The organism is Staphylococcus sp. Z5-21 (assembly GCF_056529615.1).
Genome location: NZ_CP096462.1, coordinates 917,572 through 937,405, shown reverse-complemented (window position 1 = coordinate 937,405; position 19,834 = coordinate 917,572). Strand labels below are relative to the sequence as shown.

Genomic DNA, 19,834 nt, shown 5'->3' with positions numbered 1-19,834 from the left:
TTTTATTTGTATCATTGTTCTATAATTTCTTCATTTTTAATATCATTTGGTGTGAATACTTCAATATGTTGTTTCAAGTTTAAAAAATTACCAGGTAATTTGCCTCCATATTCACCATCTACATTTAATTGCATATCGGTGAATGATGAAACGCTAATAGATTTGGCCTTCTTGTAATGTACTTTAGGATGCTTGGTATGTTCACCTCTTGATGCTAACGTCATAATGTGGCCTAATTCAGCTAAGTTAGCTTTTTCAACGATAATTAATGTAAAATAACCATCGTCCAATTTAGCATCGGGGACTAATTTTTCAAACCCAGCCATTGAATTCGTAAGCCCTAGTAAGAATAACAAGGCTTCTCCTTGGAATACTTCGTCATCATATTCAATACGAATATCCACGGCTTTCATTTGAGGTAACATTTCAAAACCTTTGATATAATACGCGAATGGTCCTACAATGGATTTCAACTTACTCGGAGTTTCGTATGATACTTGAGTTAGTTGTCCACCTGCAGCTAAGTTAATAAAATAACGACTATTCATCTTACCAATATCCACACGTGTCATATGTCCCTCAATAATGACATCTATCGCACTCATGATATCTGTGGGTAAATGTAATGCACGACCAAAATCATTCACAGTGCCCATCGGTATAATACCTAAACTTGGTCTATTTGGCTTTTCAGCAATGCCATTTATGACTTCATTTAAAGTACCATCTCCACCAGCTGCAATCAGTACATCGTAATTTTGTTCTAAACTACGTGCTGCTTCTGTAGTTGCGTCGCCTACTTTTTCTGTGGCATATGCACTTGTTTCAAATCCAGCTTTTTCTAATTTAATTAAAACATCTGGTAATGTGCGTTTAAATAATTCCTTTCCAGATGTTGGATTATAAATGATTCTAGCTCTTTTTCTCATAATTTATCCCTCTACTTCATATACTCAATACCTATATTATATGATTTACATAGATGTTAAAAGCATTTTAGGTTAAATTCCAAAGAAAATATTTAAGGCACATCGCATTTAAAAGACCCTGTAGCATAATTTGAGCTACAGGGTCTAGATATATTGAATTATCGTTTATCCAATTCTTGTTTTAACAATTGGTTAACTAACTGTGGATTAGCTTGACCTTTAGAAGCTTTCATAATTTGTCCAACTAAGAAGCCCATAGCCTTACCTTTACCATTCTTATAGTCTTCAATAGATTGCTCGTTATTATCCAATGCTTCATTTACAAATTTAAGCAATGTTGCTTCGTCAGAAATCTGCACTAAGCCTTTATCTTCCATAATTTGTTTTGCATCCCCGCCATTTTCAGCTAGTTCAGGGAATACTTTTTTAGCTATTTTACTACTCATTGTGCCATCTTCAATTAATTTAATCATACCCGCTAAGTTTTCTGGTGTTAACTTAGTATCTAATAAATCAATTTGATTTTTATTTAGATATTCGTTTACGCCACCCATTAACCAGTTAGATGTCAATTTAACATCTGCACCTTCTGCAACTGCACCTTCGAAGAAATCAGACATTTCTTTTGTCAGTGTAAGTACGTGTGCATCGTAGGCAGGTAAACCATATTGATTTACATACTTTTCTTTTCTTTCATCAGGTAATTCAGGAATCGTTTGACGAACGCGTTCTTTCCATTCTTTATCTACATATAAAGGTACAATATCTGGTTCTGGGAAATAACGGTAATCGTCAGATCCTTCTTTAACACGCATTAATAATGTCTTACCATTAGACTCGTCAAACCGACGTGTTTCTTGTAAAATTTCTCCACCATTTAACAATTCTTCTTCTTGACGTTTTTCTTCGTATTCAAGACCTTTACGAACATATGTGAAGGAGTTTAAGTTTTTCAACTCAGCTTTTGTACCAAATTCTTCTTGACCATACGGACGTAATGAAATGTTGGCATCACAACGTAATGAACCTTCTTCCATCTTACAATCTGAAACGCCTGTATATTGAATGATTGAACGTAGTTTTTCTAGGTATGCGTATGCTTCTTGAGGAGAGCGAATATCTGGTTCCGATACGATTTCAATTAATGGTGTACCTTGTCTATTTAAATCAACTAAAGAATAACCATCTTTATGTGTTGATTTACCAGCATCTTCTTCCATGTGTAAACGCGTGATACCAATGCGTTTTGTTTCACCATCAACCTCGATATCGATATAACCATTTTCACCAATTGGTTGATCAAATTGTGAAATTTGATAAGCTTTTGGATTATCTGGATAAAAATAGTTTTTACGGTCAAATTTAGATTCTGTAGCAATTTCCATATTCAATGCCATTGAAGCTCTCATGGCCCAATCAACAGCACGTCTGTTTACAACTGGTAATACACCTGGATATGCTAGGTCGATAACATTTGTGTTTGAGTTCGGTTTTGCTCCAAAATGCGCTGGCGCTGGAGAAAACATTTTAGAATCTGTTTTTAACTCAACGTGGACTTCTAGTCCGATAACTGTTTCAAAATGCATGATTTCCACTCCTTATAGTTTTTCGTATTCATTATGAAAATTAAATTTTGTTTCATATTGGTAAGCGACACGATATAGTGTTTTTTCATCAAATGGTTTACCTATAAATTGTAAACCGATTGGGCGGCCATTTGATTGTCCACAAGGAACAGAGATACCTGGTAAACCAGCTAAATTAACTGGCGTTGTTAATAAATCGTTCGCATACATTGTAAGTGGATCATCTATTTCGTCACCTAAATTGAAAGCTGTTGTAGGTGTAGTTGGACCAACGACAACATCATAATTTTCAAATATACGATTGAAATCATCTTTGATTAATGTTCTAACTTTTTGTGATTTTTTATAAAATGCATCATAATAACCTGAACTTAATGCAAATGTTCCCAAGAAGATACGGCGTTTAACTTCCTCACCAAAGCCTTCACTTCTAGACATTTTATATAATTCTTCTAATGAGTTCGCTTCTGGAGAATGATATCCATATCTAATACCATCGAAACGAGACAAGTTAGAAGAAGCTTCAGAAGATGCAATTACATAATAAGAAGGAATCCCATACTTCGTATTCGGTAATGATACTTCTTCTACAGTGGCACCAAGACCTCTTAAAGTTTCGACTGCTTCTTTTACAGATGCTTTGACTTCATCAGAAACACCTTCACCTAAATACTCACTTGGAAGTGCGATTTTCAATCCTTTAATATCTTTACCGATATCAGAAGTGTAATCAGCATCTTCAACTGGCGCACTTGTTGAATCATTTTCGTCTACCCCAGTAATTGCTTCCAAGACTAATGCATTGTCTTTAACTGTACGTGTCAATGGTCCAATTTGATCTAATGACGATGCAAAGGCTACTAGACCAAAACGTGATACACGGCCATATGTTGGTTTCAAACCGACAATTCCACAATAAGCTGCTGGTTGACGAATTGAGCCACCAGTATCAGAACCTAAACTGAAAGGAACTAAACCAGCTGCAACTGCTGCGGCAGAACCACCCGAAGAACCACCAGGTACTGCAGTATGATCGAAAGGATTTACAGTTTTTTTGTAATATGATGTTTCAGTAGAACCACCCATAGCAAATTCATCCATATTTAATTTACCGATAAGCACTGCTTGTTCATTTCGTAATTTATTCATCACAGTTGATTCATAAATTGGTACAAAGCCCTCTAACATTTTACTAGCACATGTTGTTTCTACACCTTCAGTAATAATGTTATCTTTAATACCCATTGGAATACCAAATAACTTGCCTTCCATTTGGTCTTTTGCTTGTAATTCATCTAATTCTTGTGCTTTTTTAATAGCATTTTCTTTATCTAATGCAAGAAACGATTTGATCGTTGGATCAGTTTCTTCAATTGCATCGTAAATATCACTTACAACTTTAGATGGTGTAATTTCTTTGTTTTTGATTAAGTTGATCAAATTCTCAACAGATTCATAACGGATGGTCATCTTAAGCGTCCTCCTCATTCATGATAGATGGTACTTTAAACTGTCCATCTTCCGTCTCTTTAGCATTTTTTAATGCAAGCTCTTGAGGGATGCCCTCGATTGCTTTATCTTCACGTAATACATTTTGTAAATCTAGTACGTGATATGTTGGTTCAATTTCACTAGTATCCGCTGTATCTATTTGATTAGCAAAGTTTAAAATGCTTTCTAATGTATTTTGCATTTCAGTCGTTTCATCTTCAGTAATTTGAAGTCTTGCTAAATTTGCTATATGTTCAACTTCTTCTCGTGTAACTTTAGCCATTAAATAAAAGCCTCCTTTTTACTCATTCATTACAAAATTGTACCAAAATTTCGTTGAAAAATCTAAGTTTTTCAATAATAACAGTAAATTAAAACTTTAAATTGCTATTATTTGCTTGTCATTCATACGTTAAAAATGGCCATTGTTTAAATTTTACCACCTAAATCACGCACGATTTATTTTTTAAAATGCATAATCAATCATTGCACTTTATATTTCATGTAACTATACATCATTTAATGGAAGCGCTTAACAAAGCATGGCTAAAATGTATTTTTTCATTAAACTAAAATAATACTATTCTATTTATAAATTACATTGTATAATAATTCATGTAGTACAATAGAATCATTTAAAACAAAGGGAGATGAGGACGATGCTGATATTAGGCACTTCATTGGCCAACCAAGTACATGCAAGTTGGCAAACATATATAATGATCATCATATATTTCATTATATTATTATTTATCGGTTACTACGGATACAAACAAGCTACAGGTAATTTAAGTGAATTTATGTTAGGCGGTAGGAGCATCGGTCCTTATGTGACAGCACTTTCAGCAGGTGCATCAGATATGAGTGGCTGGATGATTATGGGGCTACCTGGATCTGTTTATAGTACTGGGTTATCTGCTATGTGGATTACCATTGGTCTTTCATTAGGCGCCTATGTAAATTATTTTGTCGTTGCACCTCGTCTACGTGTCTATACAGAATTGGCTGGTGATGCGATTACATTACCAGATTTCTTTAAAAACAGATTAAATGATCACAATAATTACATAAAAATTATATCCGGCTTAATTATTGTTGTTTTTTTCACTTTATACACACATTCCGGTTTTGTATCAGGTGGTAAATTATTCGAAAGTGCCTTCGGTTTGAATTATCATTGGGGATTACTAATGGTTGCATTTATAGTCATATTTTATACATTTTTCGGTGGTTATCTTGCTGTATCTATCACCGACTTCTTCCAAGGAGTGATCATGTTAATCGCTATGGTGATGGTTCCTATCGTTGCACTTATCGATTTAAACGGCATCGATACGTTTAAACAAGTAGCAGAGATGAAACCAACAAATATGAATCTATTTAAAGGCACAACCGTTTTAGGTATCATTTCACTGTTTGCTTGGGGATTGGGTTATTTCGGACAACCTCATATTATTGTTAGATTTATGTCTATAAAATCGCACAAATTATTACCAAAAGCACGAAGATTAGGTATTAGCTGGATGGTGATTGGGTTATTAGGTGCTGTTGCAGTTGGTTTAACAGGTATTGCCTTTATTTCTGAACGCAACATCAAGTTAGAGGATCCTGAAACTTTATTTATCGTTATGAGCCAAATTTTATTCCACCCTTTAGTTGGAGGCTTCTTATTGGCAGCAATTTTGGCAGCCATCATGAGTACAATTTCTTCACAATTACTGGTAACTTCAAGTTCCTTAACGGAAGACTTTTATAAACTCATTCGTGTTGAAGATAAAGCTAAAGCACACGAGAAAGAATTCGTAATGGTTGGTCGTTTATCTGTATTAATTGTAGCGATTGTGGCTATATGGATTGCTTGGTCGCCAAACGATACGATACTAAATTTAGTTGGTAATGCTTGGGCAGGATTTGGTGCCGCATTTAGTCCATTAGTTATCTTCTCACTCTATTGGAAAGGTCTATCACGTACTGGTGCACTTGCAGGCATGATTACCGGTGCATTGGTCGTAATTATTTGGATTGTTTGGATTAAACCATTAGCTTCTATCAATGAGCTATTTGGTATGTATGAAATTATTCCTGGATTCTTAGCAAGTGTGATTACTACTTACTTTGTTAGTAAATACACTAAAAAACCTGGTTCATTTGTGACACATGACCTAGATAAAGTAAAACAAATCGTAAAGGAATAGTTTGATATTATAACTGTTAATTCAATACAAAACGCCAAACTGGTATATCATTATAATTGATATCAGTTTGGCGTTATTTTTTGTCTATGCAAGATTGTCATTATCTTGGTTAATTGTTTCGGTTAATTGTTGTTTTTATAAATATGAACTTGTGGTTCTTTGTCGTCTTTCGTTTTACTTATAAGTGCTTTCGGATTATTACCATCTTTAATATGAATTTCATATTCATCAATACCATCAAAATATTTATCAGCTTGTTCTGTTACATATTGAGTGATACCAATCGTTTCTGCTTTACCGTAATAATCTATAGGTAAATCAACGGATAGTTGTTTCGCTTTTTTATTATCAAATTTAACTGTACCCACTGCTTGTGTGAAATTATTAAAATAGGTTTGTAGGTTGTCATTAAATTGTTTGAAATCGGAATTTAAATTTTCATCAAGCTCTCCCGCTTCTTCAGAAGGTAATAAGGCTGTTTTTTGATTAATATCTTTCCAATCATTAATACGTGTCTTACCATCTTCAACCGTTGTCCCTGCAATAAACTCACCTGGAACAATTGAATTTTCACCAGATTGTTTATAAATAGCAAAATGTATAGGTATTTCTTTCAAATCCTTATTTTCCCGAATTCGAGAAAGTAATTCTTCTGCCATTTGTTTACCTTGTTTTTCAATTTCTTTATCGTCGAGGTCTTTGCTATAGGTTTCACCGTCTTTTTCTTTTTGATAATAATATGTACTATTCATAGCTAAACCTATTGTCATACCTTTTATTTTTTTACCTTTTGTATCACCACTCGCATAAAAATCTTGTTCTAAAATATTAGATAAATATGCAGGTGATTGTTCAGCAATTTTTTCAGGATCTGTTTCACCTTTATGAGATGGATTTAGCCCCAAGTTTTCATTTGCTTTTTTCTCTTTTCTATCACTTTCATCCATTTTGTTAACTTCATCTTTAGTATACTTTGGATTTAGAAAAGCATTAATCATATCTTTATCTAAGTATTGTCCATCTTGATATAAGTAGTCATCCGTTGGAAATACACTTTTACTTAAATCTAACAAACCATTTTCAAAGTCTTCACCATTGTAACTGTTCGCCATGTTATCTTGTAATAATCCACGTGCTTGGCTCTCCTTAAATGGTAAAATCGTTCTATAATTATCACCTTGCACATTTTTATCCGTTGCAATTTCTTTTACGGAACCTGACTCTTTTTGTTGCTCTTTTTCATTAGATTGTTCTTTTGATTTTTCATCATTATTTCCACAAGCTGTTAATACCAAAATTGCTGAGATGAATAGTATAATCGTTCGTTTCATGCATTATCTCCTCTATCCCTCTATTTCATTTTGTTTCTGAACAAAAGCTTTTTCTGACCAAATTTCTGTACCAAATTTTTCTGCTTTAGCTAGTTTAGAACCAGCATCTTCACCTGCTATGACCAAATCGGTATTTTTTGTTACGCTATTGGTTACTTTTGCACCTTGTAATGCTAACCAATTGGATGCTTCATTTCTTGTCATTTGATATAACTTACCAGTTAGGACAATTGTTTTATCTTTAAAATCTGGGTGTCCTTCTAATTCTGTTGTCTTAACACCTTTATAAATCATATTAACATTTTTTGCTTTTAATTTATCAATTAATGCACGTATATCTTCATTTTCTAAATAAGTTACTACAGATTGAGCTAGCTTATGCCCCACATCATGAATATCCATTAACGCTTCTTCCGTCACATGAAACAGTTCATCTATCGTTCCATATTTTTCAGCAATCACTTGGCTAGCTTTAACGCCTAAATGTCGAATACCAAGACCAAATAATAATTGTTCTAATGAATTCGATTTAGCTTTTTCAATAGCATTGAGTAAATTATCTACTTTTTTCTCGCCCATACGGTCCAGTGGTAAAAGATCTTCTTTCGTCAAATAGAAAATATCAGCTACATCTTTTATTTTCTCATTTTCATATAACTGTTGGATTATTTTAGTTCCTAAGCCATCTATATTCATCGCTTGTCGTGAAACAAAGTGAATTAATCCTTCTACTAATTGCGCTTGGCATTTAGGGTTAATACAACGCAATGCCACTTCGCCTTCTATTCTAACTAATTCATGTTCACAACTAGGACAATGTGAAGGCATGTGATAGATTTCTGCATCATCAGGTCGTCTGTCTAATACACTTTTAATTACTTCAGGTATGATGTCGCCTGCTTTTTTAATTACAACGCTATCACCTATTCTTATATCCTTATCATGGATTAAATCTTCATTATGTAGTGAAGCGCGAGAAACGGTTGTACCTGCTACCCTAACTGGTTCAAGAACAGCTGTGGGTGTAACAACACCTGTTCTACCAATACTCAATTCAATATCTAATAATTCCGTAACCACTTCTTCAGCGGGAAATTTATATGCAATAGCCCAGCGCGGTGATTTTTGAGTGAAGCCTAATGTTTCCTGTTGTTCTAAAGCATTGACTTTAATAACAATACCATCAATATCATAAGGCAAGTTTTCACGTTGTTCTGTCCATTTGTCAATGTAAGTCATAACTTCTTCTATCGTTTGAACGCGTTGACGTTCTTGGTTTGTTTTAAAGCCTAGTTGGTCAAGTTCATCTAATGCTTCACTTTGAGTATCTGCATTAAACTGGGTAAAATCATTCACACTATATAAGAAAACGCTCAGTTTACGTTTGGCAGCTAACTTTGAATCTAATTGTCGTAATGAACCAGCTGCTGCATTTCTTGGATTAGCAAATGGCTGTTCTTCATTCGCAGCTTTCGCTTCATTTAAATTAACAAAAGACTTTCTAGGCATATACGCTTCGCCTCTGACTTCAAAAGTTCTACTTTCATTAATTTTTAATGGTATCGCGTGTATTGTCTTTAAATTTTCAGTAATGTCTTCGCCCGTGGTGCCATCCCCACGAGTTAAACCTTGAACAAATCGACCGTTCTCATATTTTAATGAAACTGCAAGTCCATCAATTTTCAATTCACACATGTACTCAACATTTCCTATATTATCACGTATACGCTGATCAAATTTTCTTAAATCTTCTTCGTTAAACGCATTACCTAAACTAAGCATAGGCGTATCATGATTCACTTTTTCGAATGTGGACTGCGCACTACCACCTACTCTAACTGTAGGTGAATCCGCAGTACGATATTCTGGATGTTGCGTTTCTATATCTATCAATTCATGGAGTAATTTATCATACTCACTATCAGGTACTGATGGATTATCTTTCACATAGTACTCATAGCTATATTGATTTAATAATCTATGCAACTCATCTACACGCGATTGTATATCAGCCACTTGTTACTCCCCCTTTTTTTCAATAGGTGCAAATTGTGCTAGCAAGCGTTTTGGTCCTTCAGATTTAAAGATAATATCTAATTCGACAGAACCATTTTTTTCTTTTACATTACTTACCATGCCTTCGCCCCATGACTTATGCATTACTTTATCACCAACATTCCAATTGGTAGCTGATTGCTTTTGTTTTGTTGCAGTAGCACGTTGGCTATGCGCTCGTTTAGCAGGTTGTTTGGTAGCATTCTGGAAACGATTGCTCGTTGCCTGTGCTTGAGATTTTGATTTACCTTTAGATTCAATTTCCAATAAATCTTCAGGAATTTCTCTTAAAAATCTCGAAGGCATATTGGATTGAGGACGACCAAATAACATTCTAGATGTTGCATGTGTTAAGTATAAGGTCTCCTCAGCACGTGTTATTGCAACGTAACAAATACGTCTTTCTTCCTGCATTTCATGTTCATCATCACTCTTAATCGCTCTGATATGTGGGAATAAAGATTCTTCCATACCCATTATAAATACAATTGGAAACTCAAGACCTTTGGCAGAGTGCATCGTCATGAGCGTAATACCATCTTCAATTTGAGCATCATCAATATCAGCAACCAGTGATAAATCAGTTAAAAAGTTAATTAGCGATTGCTCTTCTAGGGGTGTGTTTTCTTCATAATCTTTAGGTACAGACATAAATTCATCGATATTTTCTAATCTACTTCTAGATTCGAGCGTTTGTTCACGTTCTAACATGTCTCTAAAGCCTGTCTTAGTCAATACTTCTTCTACAATCTCTGTAATTTCAAGAAATTCTTGTTGTTTAATTAAATTTTGCATAACATCATAAAAACTAATACATTCTTGCGTCACTTTTTTAGATAGTCCTATAAAATCAACCTCTGCTAATGCATCAAACATACTTAAATCATTTTGTGCCGCATATGCTTGAATTTTATCTACAGATGATGGACCGATGCCGCGTTTAGGAATATTGATTACTCGACGTAAACTAATGTCATCATTACTATTTGCAATAATACGTAAGTAACTTAATAAGTCTTTAATTTCTTTTCTGTCATAGAACTTTTGACCACCAACCATAGTATACGGTAAGTTCGATTTCATAAATGTTTCTTCAAGTACACGTGATTGTGCGTTTGTACGATATAAAATGGCCATATCTTGATACTTTTTACCATTTCTTTGGTGTTTCATAATTTCACGCACGACGTATTCAGCTTCATCTCGCTCAGTCGTAGCTTCATAGTAATGAATTTTATCGCCACTCGTATTACCAGTCCATAACCCTTTCGGTTTACGTTCTGAATTATTTTTGATGACTTCATTCGCTGCATTTAATATATTTTTTGTAGAACGATAATTTTGTTCTAAGAAAATCGTTTTGGCTTCTGGATAATCTTCTTCAAAAGAAAGAATATTTTGGATATCTGCACCACGCCAACCATAAATTGATTGATCTGAATCTCCAACAACGCATAAATTTTTAAATTTAGCGGCAAGTAATTTAACTAAAGTATATTGTGCTTTATTCGTATCTTGATATTCATCGACATGAATGTATTGAAATTTATTTTGATAATAATCTAATACATCTGGTACACGTTCGAATAATCGAATCGTCACCATGATCAAATCATCAAAATCAAGTGCTTCATTTCTAGATAATTGTCTTTGATAACCTTTATAAACGGTTGCAACCATTTGTTCATGATAGTCATTTGCTTCTTTTTGTGCATCCTCAGGTGTTTTCAATTCATTTTTAAGGTTACTTATCGCCCCGATAAACATTCTAGGTTCGAATTTTTTACTATCTATATTTTCATTTTTCAGTACATCTTTAATCACTGATTTTTGGTCAGTTGGATCAATAATTGTAAAGTTACGTTCTATACCAATACGGTCTGCATCTCTTCTTAAAATCCTCACGCACATTGAGTGGAATGTAGACATCCACAATACCTGAGCTTGTTCTCCAACTAATGTTTCAACACGTGCTTTCATTTCTTTTGCTGCTTTATTAGTAAAAGTAATCGCTAAGACGTTATACGGAGACACGTCTTTTTCATCTAGCAAGTATGCGATACGATGGGTTAACACACGTGTTTTACCTGAGCCGGCACCTGCCATAATTAGTAGTGGCCCCTCTGTCGTACGTACTGCTTGACTCTGTTCATCATTCATCTTGTTTACTAATGCATTCATTAATGTGTCTCCTTTACTTTAACTGTTTTTAGTGCTTTGTTTATATCTTCGTATATAATATTTCCGACAATGATTGTATCTGCAATAGAAGCCATCATTTCTGCTTCTTCGTAGTTACTAATACCGCCACCATAAAATAATTGTGTTTCCGTTAACATGTCTGCTGCTGCCTTTACCAAGTTAGTTTCGCCATACACACCACTATACTCTATATACATAACTGGTAGTTGATACATATCATTAATCATTTGTGCATAAGCTTCAATATCTTCATCATCTATCATCGTGTCAGCTTGCGTTAATTTGGCTACCTTGCAATCTGGATTAAGTACCACATATCCTTCGAACACAACTTCATTAAAATCTATCAATGTACCATATGACTTTAACGCTTCTAGTAATAAACCATTATGGTATTTTACATCTCTACTGTTTAAAACAGTTGGAATAAAATATAAGTCAAAGCCAGGTACAACACTTTCAAGATTAGATATTTCAAGTACTATTGGTAATGAATAACATTTAACTTTATGCATTAAGTGCGCAACATTTTCTTCAGTGATGTCATCCGTTCCACCAATCATAATTGCGTCCGTATCTGATGTACAAATTTTCATTAAATCTTCGTCACTGATGGGCTTTGCGGGGTCCAATTTAAAAATATGTCTCCACTTATTCATGTCAGTCATGATATGTTTCTCCTTCTTTTAGCATACATATGATTATATCATTTTTATGTCTCGAGTTCTAAAATACTGAAGAAAAAATCACCCCAAATTTCTGAGGTGATTTTGCATCATCTTGATATTACTTATTAAGATGGTAATAGCTTTCTAAATTTGTATTTTTCTCATTGATTGTTTTTGCCAATTGAGGTCCTACATACCTTAAATGCCATGGTTCATAAGCATAGCCAGTTTGTTTTGATTGGTTCTTAGGATACCTAATAATAAAACCATAATTGGCTGCATGTTTAGCTAACCATTGTGCTTCTTTAGTTTTTTCAAAATCTGTATGAAAATCATTTAATGGTTGGCTTGTTCCTACATCAAATGCTAAACCTGTTTGGTGTTCAGAATGTCCAGGTTTAGCAGCATATTTAGTTGTCTTTTGCTTACCATCCTTCTCAACAAAAGTATCTACCACTTTTTCTTGATTCTCAAAATTTCTATATCCACTTGTCATGGTCAAATCTAAATTTCTTTTTTCTGCTTGCTTCAATAATTTGTTTAGTTGCTTTTTAGCTATTTTATTTTCGCCTGGTTTATATTTCGCCGGAAGTGCAAGTTGTTTATTCACAATGACATGACCATTGACATAAGTTACACCATTGTTTTCATATTTGAGTGGTAAGGCATTCTTGGGTTTACCAATATTGTCATTAGTTGGTTTAAAATTATTAGCTGATAGAATCATAATAAAAATAACAATAAGACATAAACATACTAAAATGAACAGAAAAAGCATCACTTTTTTTGACATAGCTCTCTTCCTTTCATTCTATAAAAACCATCGCCTATTTTAAAATGGAATCCCATTTTCATAAATGTCTGCTACATATTTCATTACCCTTCTTCAATGTTATAAACCGCAAAAATAATACAAAATGCCAGACAATCAAATTGTTATAATATCTCATATTTTAAAATCAAATCCATCATTGTATAAAAAAATGACGACTTTGGTTACTATACCTAGTCGTCATTTGATAAAATTTATGGTTTAAATCATTAATCGGCCGTTTCTATATTCATACGATCAAGAATCATCGTGTAAGCATCATTACCCCATTGTAGTGATCTCTTCACACGAGAAATTGTCGCTGTTGATGCACCTGATTCTTGTTCGATGGTTGCATATGTGTAACCTTGTTTAATCATTTTTGCAACTTGTAATCGTTGTGATAATGATTGGATTTCGTTCACTGTACATAAATCATCAAAGAATTCATAACACTCTTCTCTATTTTCAAGTGTCAATATTGCATCGAACAGTTCATCTAATGCTTTTCCTCTAAGTTTTTCTATTTGCATTTAAAACAACCCCTGTATTTTTCAATATAATCTTATTTTAACGTATTAGTACATTAAAGTGTAACGATTTCACTTGAAAAATTTTATTATTCTAAACCAGCTCTTTGGAAAATTGTATCCACTTGATTTAGATGATGCTTTGGATTGAAACACTCATCTAAATCTTCTTTTGTTAGTAAGTCTGTAATTGTTGCATCTTCTTCAATTAAAGTTCTAAATGGTGTTTTTGTTTCCCAAGATTCCATAGCCTTTGGTTGTACTTTATCATATGCAGCTTCACGTGCCAAACCTTTGTTAATCAATGCTAATAATACGCGTTGAGAGTATATTAAACCAAATGTTTTATCTATATTCGCTAACATATTATCTTCGAAGACAGTTAGTCTTTCTACAATATTTGTAAACCTATTCAATCCATAATCTAATGCAATGGTTACATCTGGTAACATAATTCGTTCTGCAGATGAATGAGAAATATCTCTTTCATGCCATAATGGCACGTTTTCATATGCTGTTGTAACGTATCCTCTGATTACACGTGCAATACCAGTGATATTTTCTGAACCAATCGGATTACGTTTATGTGGCATGGCAGATGAACCTTTTTGACCTTTTGCAAATGCTTCTTCTACTTCACGTGTTTCTGTTTTTTGTAAATTACGAATTTCTACAGCAAATTTTTCCATTGAAGTGCTAATTAAAGCTAATGTTGCAACATAATATGCGTGACGATCACGTTGTAGTGTCTGCGTAGACACTGGTGCGGCATCTAATCCTAAATGCTCACACACATAGGCTTCAATTTCTGGAGGAATGTTCGCAAATGTACCAACTGCCCCGCTCATTTTACCAACTTCAATCTCTTTTCTTACTTGTTTAAAACGTTCTAAATTACGTTTCATTTCTGTATACCATAAGGCCATTTTCACACCGAAAGTAGTTGGTTCAGCATGAACACCGTGTGTACGTCCCATCATCAAAGTATATTTATAGTCTTTCGCTTTTTGTGCTAATACATCAATAAAACGTTCCAAGTCTTTTTCAATAATTTCATTTGCTTGTTTGATGACGTAACTTAATGCAGTATCAACTACATCTGTTGAAGTTAAACCATAATGGACCCACTTGCGCTCTTCACCTAATGTTTCAGAAACTTGTCTTGTAAACGCAACTACATCATGACGTGTTTCTTGTTCAATTTCTTGTGCGCGAGCGACGTCTACTTTAGCATTTTCACGTATTTTCTTAACATCTTCAGCTGGAATATCACCTAATTTGCTCCATGCTTCACATGCAAGTATCTCTACCTCTAACCATGCCTCATAGCGATTTTGATCCGTCCAAATATTAGACATTTCTTCTCTAGAATAACGTTCAATCATTGAAATAAGCTCCTATCATACATAAATTTAGTTTGATTCCATTAAAACATGTACATTAATAAATAATTCAGACTAAAAGTTCGTGTTTACCTTTTCAGTAATAGTTTAACAGAATTATATTAAAAAGTATAAGGCTTTTAAGTCATCTTTATAAAATATTTACACATTCCAAAAATAACCGCTACGGATACGATGATCCATAACGGTTCATAAATTATTGCTCTATCATTTTTCCTACAAATTCAATTTCTTGCTTCAATACTTCTAAACTGCCATCTTTATTCTCTTTATAAATTGGCTTTTCGAACCGTTTGACCGGCGCATACCCCGCTTCACGCATACGTTGTAAGCAATCTTGAATCGTCTCGTTATCTGCGACTTTAAATTTTTGCTGTTTTTTCATATACTTTCAACTTCATCCGTATCGTATTGCTTAAGTTTTTTACTTCTAACACCTTTCGCCCAGAAACCACCGTGTATTTGACGTGGTTCATATGCCACAATAAATGCTTTTTCATCGATTTGCTTAATGGTATCTATTAATTTAAATTCAAAACGTCTTGGCGTTAAAATTTGTAATATTAAGCGTTTGCCATCTCGACCATATGCTGTATTGTGGGTTACACCATAACCTAAATCTCTTAATTGTCTTGGTAAGTCTAACTCATATTCTGATGATGTCACATTTACAACAGTGTAGCCAAGCGCAAGTTTTTCTTCTATCTTCATGCCTACTATGATACCAATTGAAAATCCAAAAGCGTATGCGAACACATTTTGAATTTGATCTAAACTAGACATGACCATACCTAATCCAACAACATATACAAGTACTTCTAAGAAACTGACAATGGCAGCTACATAGCGATATCCTTTAAGTGTTAAGATTGTTCTCATTGTAAGACACGTCACATAAGCAACGTTTATAATAAAAATTGCTAAAACCATTAACCATGGATTAGATGTTATTACTGACATGACCATTTTCCTTTCTCTTACATTAAATTCAAGTAATTTTATCAACTACGATTTCGTTTGTCACTAAAAAGTTATCGGAATTAAATTAATTTTTAGGCCATGTGTATCTTGTATAAGCTAATTCTCGTTTATGCGCATTTTTTATATAATGATTTTCTATTATTTCTTTAGATTCACTTGGTACAGATTTGCCTTCTAGATAATCATCAATATCATCATAACTTACACCCAATGCTTCTTCATCAGGCAATTGTGGTTTGTCATCTTCCAAATCAGCGGTTGGCGTTTTTTCATACAAATGCTTAGGCGCTTCTAAATACGCTAAGAGCTGTTTCCCCTGGCGCTTATTCAAACCAAATAAAGGTGCAATGTCTGCAGCCCCATCACCATATTTTGTGTAAAAGCCTGTGACATTTTCAGCGGAATGATCCGTACCAACGACAATCCCTTTTTGGTTAGAAGCAATAGAAAATTGAACTTTCATCCGTTCTCTTGCTTTTTCATTGCCTTTTTGAAAATCTGTTAGATTCACACCAGCTTCTTTCAACGACTGAATACTTTGATCCACAGCTGGTTTAATATTTACAGTTATAATTTTGTCTGGTTGGATATAAGTTAATGCGTCTTCTACTTCTGCAGCATCTTTTTGCTCACCATAAGGGAGTTTAACAGCTATAAATTCACAATCATTGCCGTCCTCTTTCAGTTCGTTTACTGCTAATTGACATAATTTACCTGCTAAAGTTGAATCTTGACCACCAGAAATACCTAGTGTTAAAGATTTAATAAACGAATGCGATTGAACATAGTTTTTTATAAATTGGATAATATGTCGTGTTTCACTTTTACTTTCAATCGATGGTTTCACTTTCATTTCTTTCACAACTATATCTTGTAAATTACTCATTTTCTTCCTCCATCTCTTTAACATGTTCTGCAACTTCAAAGATACGTTTGTGTTTATTTTCCCAACATAACGTACTTAAATCAACCGGATATTCCTGTGGGTTTAAGTGACGTTTATTCTCGTCCCATAAATATGCGAGACTATCTTTCAAATAGGCTTGTGCTTCATTTTCATTTGGTAAATCATATACAAGTTCTCCATCTATGAAGATGTCATGATGTAAGTCTTTAGCAATAAATGATTTTATGAATTTCATTTTATATGTGTGTACTGGGTGGAATAATTTCAAAGGCGATTCATCGTATGGATCTTCATGTTCTAAAGTAATGTAATCTCCTTCTGCCTTATTCGTTTTTTTATTTATTATGCGATACACCTTTTTCTTACCTGGTGTCGTTACTTTTTCTGCATTATTTGATAACTTAATGCGGTCAACGTATGATCCATCACTGTCTTCTACAGCAACGAGTTTATAAACAGCACCTAATGCTGGTTGATCGTAACCCGTGATTAATTTAGTTCCTACACCCCAAGAGTCTACTCTAGCGCCCTGTGATTTTAAACTCGTAATCGTTTGTTCATCTAAGTCATTAGATGCAATAATTTTTGCATCAGTAAATCCTGCTTCGTCTAACATACGTCGTGCTTCTTTTGAGAGGTAGGCAATATCACCTGAATCTAGTCGAATACCAACAAAATTAATCTTATCGCCTAATTCTTTAGCAACTTTAATCGCTGTTGGCACACCAGATTTTAATGTATGGAAGGTATCTACTAGAAACACACAATCTTGATGTCTCTCAGCATACTTTTTGAATGCTATGTATTCATCACCATATGTTTGAACCATCGCATGCGCATGCGTCCCTGAAACAGGTATCCCAAATAACTTACCAGCGCGTACATTACTAGTTGAGTTAAAGCCTCCTATATATGCAGCTCTAGCTCCCCACAATGCTGCATCTGCTTCTTGCGCTCGGCGCGTACCAAATTCCATTAACATATCATCATGTGCAACTTGTCTAATTCTGCTTGCTTTTGTCGTAATTAATGTATGAAAATTAACAATATTTAAAAGCATTGTTTCTATCAATTGAGCTTGGATGAGTGGTGCTTCTACTCTAAGCAATGGCTCATTTCCAAAGCAAAGTTCTCCTTCTTGCATTGAACGTATGCTTCCAGTAAAACTCAAGTTTTTCAAATAATTTAAGAAGTCGTCTTGATACCCTATTGATTTTAAATATTCAATATCTGACTTTGAAAAATGAAAATTATTAATATATTCGATAACACGTTTTAATCCATTAAACACTGCATACCCACTATCGAATGGCATACTTCTAAAATATAGATCAAACACTGCCATACGCTCATGGATCCCATCATCCCAATAACTTTCTGCCATATTTATTTGATATAAATCATTATGCAACACTAATGTATCATCTTCATATTGGTACACAACCATCTCTCCAATCAGCTTTTCCATCATTTTAGCATAAATGAAGTATTGTTAGCACTTTAAATAGGACTGATTTACGAATTCAAAATAGAAGTAAAGATATCAGTTATTTATTTAAAATTTGTTTAAAATGTGACATGGTTAACGACAAAGTCATAACAGTTATATGTTTTATCATTTTATAAATTTAAAAATGATATATAATATTTATGAGGTGTTTTTAATGCTAAATGAAGCTAAGTCTTTTATAGAAACCATGTATAATGAATTAAATTATGATAAAAATAAAATAACAGAACGAATTGCTGAAATTGAGTCAGCTATCCTTTCTACTGGCACTTATGAGCATACATTTGAAGAATTGAATTATGGAGCCAAAATGGCATGGAGAAATTCCAATCGTTGTATCGGACGATTTTTTTGGGATTCTTTAACTGTGTCTGATGCAAGACACATACAAAGTGAAGATGAATTTATAGAAGCAATTGAAAACCATATTGACATTGCGACTAATAATGGAAGAATCAAACCTTACATCACAATTTTCTCAAAAGATAACCCCCCGCAAATTTATAACAATCAATTAATTAGATACGCAGGGTACGAAACATGTGGAGATCCAGCTGAGAAAAAGATTACCAAATTAGCACAACATCTTGGATGGCAAGGTCAGTATACACATTTTGATATTTTGCCCTTAATTTACAAAATGCCAAATAGCAAAATAAAATATCATGAATACCCTAAAAATTTAATTAAAGAAGTATCTATTACACATGACAGATTCCCCAAACTGCAACAACTCGGTTTAAAATGGTATGCCGTCCCTATTATTTCAAGTATGGATTTAAAAATTGGTGGCATCACTTATCCTACTGCGCCATTTAACGGTTGGTATATGGTAAATGAAATTGCCGTTCGTAATTTTACTGATGTCTATCGCTATAATTTGTTAGAAAGTGTTGCAGAAGCATTTGAATTTGATACACTTAAAAATAATTCTTTCAATAAAGATCGTGCATTGGTTGAATTAAACGATGCTGTGTATCATTCTTTTAAAAATGCTGGCGTCTCTATCGTCGATCATTTAACAGCATCTAAACAATTTGAAAGATTCGAAATGAATGAAACGAAACACGATAGAGAAGTTACTGGTAAATGGTCTTGGTTAGCACCCTCTTTGTCTCCCACATTGGTGCCCAATTATCATCACGGATACAAAAATGTGATGAAAGAACCTAATTTCTTTTATAAAAAAACCGAAGACTCAGGTTGTCCATTCCATTAAATGATTCACTATATTT

General features: G+C 33.8%; 17 protein-coding genes. 2 read left to right on the top strand and 15 right to left on the bottom strand.

Going from position 1 to position 19,834, the window contains the following annotated elements; all coding sequences use genetic code 11:
- Positions 1 to 11 precede the first annotated feature (11 nt).
- The 4 genes from M1D64_RS04545 to gatC all read right to left on the bottom strand — a co-directional run bounded on the left by M1D64_RS04545 (position 12) and on the right by gatC (position 4,289).
- Complete coding sequence (locus M1D64_RS04545; protein ID WP_002482831.1) at positions 12 to 929, bottom strand: diacylglycerol kinase; 918 nt, start codon at positions 927 to 929, stop codon at positions 12 to 14.
- Positions 930 to 1,087: 158 nt separating this feature from the next.
- Positions 1,088 to 2,515: an Asp-tRNA(Asn)/Glu-tRNA(Gln) amidotransferase subunit GatB gene (gene gatB, locus M1D64_RS04540; RefSeq protein ID WP_037538122.1), complete on the bottom strand. Its 1,428-nt coding sequence runs from the start codon at positions 2,513 to 2,515 to the stop codon at positions 1,088 to 1,090.
- Between the two features lie 12 nt (positions 2,516 to 2,527).
- Entirely contained in the window at positions 2,528 to 3,985 is a 1,458-nt protein-coding gene (gene gatA / locus M1D64_RS04535; RefSeq protein ID WP_002482829.1) for an Asp-tRNA(Asn)/Glu-tRNA(Gln) amidotransferase subunit GatA, read from the bottom strand.
- Position 3,986: 1 nt separating this feature from the next.
- A complete protein-coding gene (gene gatC / locus M1D64_RS04530) occupies positions 3,987 to 4,289 on the bottom strand; it encodes an Asp-tRNA(Asn)/Glu-tRNA(Gln) amidotransferase subunit GatC (RefSeq protein WP_002482828.1) in 303 nt (100 codons plus the stop codon).
- A gap of 376 nt (positions 4,290 to 4,665) precedes the next feature.
- On the opposite strand from gatC, the gene putP reads away from it, so the two are divergent.
- Entirely contained in the window at positions 4,666 to 6,201 is a 1,536-nt protein-coding gene (putP, locus tag M1D64_RS04525) for a sodium/proline symporter PutP (RefSeq protein ID WP_270908726.1), read from the top strand.
- 122 nt (positions 6,202 to 6,323) lie between these two features.
- On the opposite strand, the gene M1D64_RS04520 is transcribed toward putP, so the two are convergent.
- The 11 genes from M1D64_RS04520 to M1D64_RS04470 form a co-directional block, all read right to left on the bottom strand.
- Positions 6,324 to 7,532: a CamS family sex pheromone protein gene (locus M1D64_RS04520; protein WP_011302765.1), complete on the bottom strand. Its 1,209-nt coding sequence runs from the start codon at positions 7,530 to 7,532 to the stop codon at positions 6,324 to 6,326.
- Between the two features lie 12 nt (positions 7,533 to 7,544).
- On the bottom strand, positions 7,545 to 9,548 hold the full coding sequence (gene ligA, locus M1D64_RS04515; protein ID WP_145437481.1) for an NAD-dependent DNA ligase LigA: 2,004 nt from the start codon (positions 9,546 to 9,548) through the stop codon (positions 7,545 to 7,547).
- A gap of 3 nt (positions 9,549 to 9,551) precedes the next feature.
- Positions 9,552 to 11,768, bottom strand: coding sequence for a DNA helicase PcrA (pcrA, locus tag M1D64_RS04510; protein WP_037538117.1), 2,217 nt, complete (start codon positions 11,766 to 11,768; stop codon positions 9,552 to 9,554).
- Entirely contained in the window at positions 11,768 to 12,457 is a 690-nt protein-coding gene (gene pcrB, locus M1D64_RS04505; protein WP_011302762.1) for a heptaprenylglyceryl phosphate synthase, read from the bottom strand. Before pcrB ends, pcrA begins: the two co-directional genes overlap by 1 nt.
- Positions 12,458 to 12,575: 118 nt before the next feature.
- Positions 12,576 to 13,250, bottom strand: coding sequence for a M15 family metallopeptidase (locus M1D64_RS04500; RefSeq protein ID WP_145437480.1), 675 nt, complete (start codon positions 13,248 to 13,250; stop codon positions 12,576 to 12,578).
- A 248-nt stretch (positions 13,251 to 13,498) separates the two neighbouring features.
- Positions 13,499 to 13,801, bottom strand: coding sequence for a YerC/YecD family TrpR-related protein (locus M1D64_RS04495; RefSeq protein WP_002482821.1), 303 nt, complete (start codon positions 13,799 to 13,801; stop codon positions 13,499 to 13,501).
- Between the two features lie 86 nt (positions 13,802 to 13,887).
- Entirely contained in the window at positions 13,888 to 15,183 is a 1,296-nt protein-coding gene (gene purB / locus M1D64_RS04490; protein WP_041079959.1) for an adenylosuccinate lyase, read from the bottom strand.
- A 214-nt stretch (positions 15,184 to 15,397) separates the two neighbouring features.
- Positions 15,398 to 15,586: an NETI motif-containing protein gene (locus M1D64_RS04485; protein ID WP_002482819.1), complete on the bottom strand. Its 189-nt coding sequence runs from the start codon at positions 15,584 to 15,586 to the stop codon at positions 15,398 to 15,400.
- On the bottom strand, positions 15,583 to 16,161 hold the full coding sequence (locus tag M1D64_RS04480; RefSeq protein WP_037538142.1) for a DUF2179 domain-containing protein: 579 nt from the start codon (positions 16,159 to 16,161) through the stop codon (positions 15,583 to 15,585). The genes M1D64_RS04485 and M1D64_RS04480 overlap by 4 nt, the downstream gene beginning before the upstream one ends.
- 85 nt (positions 16,162 to 16,246) lie before the next feature.
- A complete protein-coding gene (nadE, locus tag M1D64_RS04475) occupies positions 16,247 to 17,068 on the bottom strand; it encodes an ammonia-dependent NAD(+) synthetase (RefSeq protein ID WP_002482817.1) in 822 nt (273 codons plus the stop codon).
- Positions 17,061 to 18,530: a nicotinate phosphoribosyltransferase gene (locus M1D64_RS04470; protein WP_037538105.1), complete on the bottom strand. Its 1,470-nt coding sequence runs from the start codon at positions 18,528 to 18,530 to the stop codon at positions 17,061 to 17,063. Before M1D64_RS04470 ends, nadE begins: the two co-directional genes overlap by 8 nt.
- 223 nt (positions 18,531 to 18,753) lie before the next feature.
- Here M1D64_RS04470 and M1D64_RS04465 point away from each other — a divergent pair, with 223 nt between their 5' ends.
- Complete coding sequence (locus M1D64_RS04465; RefSeq protein WP_011302756.1) at positions 18,754 to 19,818, top strand: nitric oxide synthase oxygenase; 1,065 nt, start codon at positions 18,754 to 18,756, stop codon at positions 19,816 to 19,818.
- Positions 19,819 to 19,834 lie beyond the last annotated feature (16 nt).